Origin of the sequence: Bacillus cereus group sp. N24 (assembly GCF_016483345.1) — a bacterium.
In the GTDB taxonomy this organism is placed as follows: domain Bacteria; phylum Bacillota; class Bacilli; order Bacillales; family Bacillaceae_G; genus Bacillus_A; species Bacillus_A toyonensis.
The window spans coordinates 1-5,763 of record NZ_JAEHCA010000065.1; the positions used below are offsets into that span (position 1 = coordinate 1).

A 5,763-nucleotide genomic window follows, 5' to 3' on the forward strand; every position below is an offset into this window, starting at 1 on the left:
TAAAAATAAAAATTGACGTTTCACGTTGTTTGTTTCGTTCAGTTTTCAAAGAACTACTTGGTCGCTCATTTGCGACTCCCTTATGTTAACATTTTCGTTAATTGATGTCAACTAAGTTTTTTATTTCGTTTGTCGCTTTCGACGTTGTTGTCATCGGCGACTTGTTCTATATTACACCCCTATACTCTAATCGTCAATACTTTTTTACAAATAAATTTAATTTAAATATGTTCATACCCTTTAGGCTATATAAGCCCCTACAATAGTTTCATTAACGAGAAACTCTCTTCTCCTTCTCTTTACTAAATCTATCCTCCAAAACATATTCAATTAAATACTTTATTCGTCACACCTTACTTAATTTATAAGAATGATTTCCCTAAAGAAACTAGCAACCTCATTTTAACAAATACTAGTATATAATTAGAGAGTTATTGTATTCCCTAATGTACCTCTTTGCTTATCATGTTGTACTACCAATAAAACTCTATTAGAAACAGGTGATAATATGAAAGATATACGTATTCTTATAGCAGACGATGATAAAGAAATTCGAAATTTATTAAAAATATATTTAGAACGAGAATTATATATGGTAGATACTGCGATTAACGGCGATGAAGCCTTGCAGTTATTTAATAAAAACAATTATAACCTCGTTATATTAGATATTATGATGCCAAAAGTAGATGGTATTGAAGTATGTAGAAAGCTTAGAGATAAAACTAACGTACCGATATTAATGCTGACCGCTAAAGATCACGAAGTTGATAAAATTTTAGGTTTAAGCATTGGCGCTGATGATTACATTACGAAACCTTTCAGCATTCACGAAGTGGTTGCACGAGTAAAAGCTCTTATGCGGCGTTTTTTAGTTCTTGGAAGTAACAATACCGTTCAAGAAAAAACAACTTTAGCTTTTAAAGGACTCACTATCAATTTAAATACATATACAGTTCATACAAATAAAGAGGAAATCAACTTAACCGGAAAAGAACTGGAACTATTAAAATTCTTTACTTCAAACCCAGGGCAAGTATTTACAAAAACGCAGCTCTTCCGAAATGTGTGGGACGATAATTATATAGAAGATGACAATACCGTTATGGTACATATTCGAAAACTTAGAAAGAAAATAGAAATCGATTCTTCTAATCCAAAATTCATTCAAACTATATGGGGAATTGGTTATAAGTTTGTAGGTGAAAAGCTTGAAGACTGATAAAACCCTCTTCCTTATTTCATTACAACTTATCATTTGCGGACTTTTAAATATACAAATGGGCCCAAGAGTAAAAATGTCTTTATTTATTACCCTTATCTTAATTACAACTTATCTCTTCTTTTCAAGGATACAATTTATTCAAAATCACAAATCAATGAATACTAAATTAAGTCGTGTATTAAACGGAAATTTACAAACGAGATTATTCACAAGCAATGACCGTTCCTTACATCATATCGTTTTTTCAATAAACGAACTAATAGCTGAATTAGAAAAGGTTCGGATTGAAGCAAAAAGATACGAGGAATCTAGAAAACAACTTTTGTCTAGTATCTCGCATGATATCCGAACGCCACTCACCTCCATTATTGGATATATCGATGCTTTAAAAGATGGAGTAGCTGCTTCTGAAATAGAAAAGCAAGAATATCTTAAAATACTTTATATGAAATCAAATAACTTAAAACATCTAGTTGATGAAATATTCAATATGGCAAAGCTAGACGCCAATGAATTCCCACTAAAAGAAGAAGAACTCGACTTTTCTGAAGTTACTAGAGAAGCTTTAATCGATTTTTTACCTGAACTCTCAAAACATAATATCGAACTACAGGTTCTTATACCAGAATCTACTTGTCCTATCATCGCAGATCACCTTAGCCTTATGCGAATTATAGGTAATTTAATAAAAAATGCCATTTATTACGGAAAAGATGGGAAAACAGTAGGAATCGAACTACTAGAAACCAATACAGAATATGAACTTCTTATTTGGGACAAAGGCCCTGGCATTCCAAAACATGATTTACAAAACATATTTGAGCGAATGTACCGAAGCGAACAATCAAGAACCTCCTCTTTTGGTGGTAGCGGTCTCGGGCTTTCGATTTCTAAAGCGCTCGTGGAGAGAAATGGTGGGCATATATGGGTTGAAAGTATCCCATGGAAACGAACTACTTTTGGTTTTTCCATTCCAAAATACACTTCTTTTAAGAAATAGTTAAGAAATGATTAATATGCAGTTAAGCCTTCCTTCTTATTATGTAAGTAAGAACTTATAGAAAGTAGGTGTCTCCTATACATACAATTATAAAAACGACTAACCTTACTAAAGTATATGGCACTCAAAAATCAGTAGATAATCTAAATATTAATGTTCAACAAGGAGAGGTTTATGGATTCATAGGACGCAACGGTGCGGGCAAAACAACAACCATACGTATGCTACTTAGCCTTATAAAGCCTACAAGTGGAAATATTGAAATATTCGGAGAAGACTTATTTCAAAATCAAAAAAATATTTTAAGAAGAATTGGTTCTATCGTTGAGGTTCCAGGGTTTTATGAAAACTTAACTGCAAAAGAAAACTTATTAATTAATGCAAAGATAATTGGGATCCACAAAAAGAATGCCATTGAAGAAGCATTAGAAATAGTAGGCTTACAGCATGAAACAACAAAGTTAGTAGGAAAGTATTCTTTAGGAATGAAGCAGCGCTTAGGAATTGCACGTGCTCTTCTCCACTACCCTGAACTACTCATACTAGATGAACCAACTAATGGACTCGATCCAATCGGTATTAAAGAAATGCGAAAACTCATTAAATCTTTAGCTCAGGAAAGAAATATAACGATACTCATTTCTAGTCACATATTAGCTGAAGTAGAACAACTAGTCGATCGTATGGGAATTATCCATGAAGGAAAGTTACTAGAAGAAGTTTCTCTTGATACGCTACGCAAAACCAACCGTAAGTACATAGAATTTCAAGTGAATAATGACAATAGAGCCACGATGCTATTAGAAAGTTATCTTCAAATTTTTGATTATGAAGTACATGATGAAGGGAAGATTCGTATTTATTCTCATTTTGGACAGCAAGGACACATAAACAGAACGTTCGTTCTTAATGATGTCGATGTATTAAAAATGGCGATGAGCGAAGACAGATTAGAAGATTATTTCACCAATCTAGTTGGAGGTGGAACAATTGGTTAATCTGCTCTATACAGAACTATTAAAATTAAAACGTTCCAATATGTTTTTGATTAGCATTATCGGGGCTGGTGTCGCACCCTTCTTAGTGGTCGTAGCGTCTTATATACACATAAAAACAAAACAACCTACTCCAACTATTTTGTTCCATCAACTATTCACCGAAGTTAACTTATATACTACTTTAATTATAGGATTCCCCTTATATGGGGTAGTGATTGCTTATCTGTTTACCCGTGAATATACAGAAGATACACTAAAACATTTACTAACTATTCCAGTCTCACGCATTAGCTTTATTATAAGTAAGTTCATCATTCTCTTTCTTTGGATCATAATGCTTACTTTAGTCGCTTGGACACTAACTTTATTATTAGGGCTAATAGGTAGCTTCCCTGGATTTAGTACCATCTTACTCTTAAGCTCTCTCGTAAAATTTTTAATATGTGGTGGACTTCTCTTTCTATTGTCTTCACCTATTGTACTATTAACCGTTGTAATGAAGACCTATGTACCACCTATTATATTAACGGTCATTATTACAATGATTAACCTTATGCTCGTGAACTCTAAACATAAAGATCTATTTCCGTGGACCGCTACTCTAGATATCGCAAATAACGAATTACAACCCACATATCCACCAGAGTATTCTTATATCATCATTGCAGCAACAGCAATTTTCGGATTTATTGCAACACTATTCTATTTTAAGAGAGTAGATATTCATTAATTTATAGGAGTGAAACTATGAGCGATATCATCATTGCCTTCATACTCGGTATTGTAGAGGGATTAGCAGAATTTTTACCTATCTCTTCTACTGGCCACCTTATATTAGTCGGACATTTATTAGGCTTCGAAGGAGAAAGAGCAAAGACCTTTGAAATCGTTATACAGTTAGGCGCAATTTTAGCTATTGCGATTTTATACTATAAACGCCTTGTTTCTTTATGTAATATTAAACCTCTTCTACGAAAAGAGAAAAAATTCAACGCATTCCATGTATTTCTTGGTGTATTCCCAGCGGTAGTTGCTGGATTACTATTACATGGTGTTATTAAAACATACTTATTTCAGCCATATACTGTCGTCATTGGACTTGTAGCAGGAGCAATTCTTATGATTTTTGCAGAAGTAAAAAAGACAGAAGCAACCGCCTATTCACTGGATGATTTAACCTACCGTCAAGCATTAACAATTGGATTATTTCAATGCTTAGCGGTATATCCTGGCTTCTCTAGAGCTGGCTCTACTATTTCTGGAGGGTTATTAGCGAAAGTAAATTATAAGACCGCATCTGAATTCTCTTTTCTCATTGCTCTTCCTGTAATGGTTGGAGCTACAGGCTTAGACTTATTAAAAAGTTGGAAGTATTTAAGCGTTGATGACATCCCTATGTTTGCGGTAGGATTCATTACCTCTTTTATAGTAGCAATGCTAGCCGTAGTAACTTTTTTGAAGCTTTTAGAGAAGATCGGTTTAAAACCTTTTGCATATTATCGTATTTTGCTGGCTATCTTATTTACGCTGTTCATATTGCTATAGATTCATATAAGTCACATATTACTAAACTGATATTCAAGTTGGAATATCAGTTTTTTCTCTATTTCACCTCTAGTATTACTCACTTCAATATGGCATAGTTGTAATAAACCGCCCTTAATAATCCGAATATTCTTCAAACAGTTATATCCTTTACCGTACGACACAATTGGAAAATTAAAAATCCCATATATGGACAGAACGTGTTTACAAACCATATTCATTCCGCATATTCTCTTTCTTAATTCACAACACACCGATACAAATTTTAAATGAGTACAAAGGCATACAAATAAGTAAATTTCTCAGGGATTATAAAAAGACTACATATTAATTAGAGTGAGGTAACGATACAAATGAATCCATTAGCACAAACATATTGGGATACTTATTGGGGAAACAATGAAAAACCAGCATCTGTTACAGCTTGGCAATTTGGGGATTCCCCTAATTATCTTGCACAATTAGTAATTGATGGTATCAAAACCGCAACATGCTCCTGTCACATTTTTTATGAGTTAGAAAATGAACCACTACCGACGACTAATGATTATAGTATTATACTCAATAGTCAGGATGAACCTGTAGCGATTATTAAAACAATAGAAGTAACTGTAACACCGATGAATGAAGTAAGCGAAGAATTCGCTATCGCTGAAGGCGAAGGAGATTGCACGTATAATTACTGGAAAGACACCCATGTTCGTTTTTTTACAAAGGAACTAAATGAGTTTGGTTTTACTTTTTCTGAAGATATGCTACTCGTTTGCGAACGATTTGAGCTCATTGATGTGAAAAATACAGCAGAACTATAATAAACAGAGCTTTACTGAATTTTCATGTTGCTATTTTTTAACACAAATAAGCTCGTTATTTATAGCTCAAGAAAACTACAGATAACGAGCTTATTTTATAAAACATAAAAAAGACGAGTCATTCTGACTCGTCTTAAGCTTGCTTGGCGACGTCCTACTCTCACAGGGACAAGGTCCCAACTA

The 5,763-nt window shown here is 33.6% G+C and carries 6 protein-coding genes; all 6 read left to right on the plus strand.

Annotated elements, in window-relative coordinates; all coding sequences use genetic code 11:
- The first annotated feature begins 508 nt into the window (after nt 1–508).
- The 6 genes from JDS95_RS30235 to JDS95_RS30260 all read left to right on the plus strand — a co-directional run bounded on the left by JDS95_RS30235 (nt 509) and on the right by JDS95_RS30260 (nt 5,580).
- Nucleotides 509–1,222, plus strand: a complete 714-nt coding sequence (locus JDS95_RS30235) for a response regulator transcription factor (protein WP_000651984.1) — start codon at nt 509–511, stop codon at nt 1,220–1,222.
- A complete protein-coding gene (locus JDS95_RS30240) occupies nt 1,212–2,225 on the plus strand; it encodes a sensor histidine kinase (RefSeq protein WP_000845344.1) in 1,014 nt (337 codons plus the stop codon). The genes JDS95_RS30235 and JDS95_RS30240 overlap by 11 nt, the downstream gene beginning before the upstream one ends.
- Before the next feature lie 68 nt (nt 2,226–2,293).
- On the plus strand, nt 2,294–3,223 hold the full coding sequence (locus JDS95_RS30245) for an ABC transporter ATP-binding protein (protein ID WP_085451370.1): 930 nt from the start codon (nt 2,294–2,296) through the stop codon (nt 3,221–3,223).
- Nucleotides 3,216–3,953 carry an ABC transporter permease gene (locus JDS95_RS30250; RefSeq protein WP_000247704.1) on the plus strand — a complete coding sequence of 246 codons (738 nt, stop codon included), beginning with the start codon at nt 3,216–3,218 and terminating at the stop codon, nt 3,951–3,953. The genes JDS95_RS30245 and JDS95_RS30250 overlap by 8 nt, the downstream gene beginning before the upstream one ends.
- Nucleotides 3,954–3,970: 17 nt before the next feature.
- Complete coding sequence (uppP, locus tag JDS95_RS30255) at nt 3,971–4,768, plus strand: undecaprenyl-diphosphate phosphatase UppP (RefSeq protein WP_001279970.1); 798 nt, start codon at nt 3,971–3,973, stop codon at nt 4,766–4,768.
- Nucleotides 4,769–5,121: 353 nt separating this feature from the next.
- Nucleotides 5,122–5,580, plus strand: a complete 459-nt coding sequence (locus tag JDS95_RS30260) for an ASCH domain-containing protein (protein ID WP_001068552.1) — start codon at nt 5,122–5,124, stop codon at nt 5,578–5,580.
- The last annotated feature ends 183 nt before the right edge of the window (nt 5,581–5,763 follow it).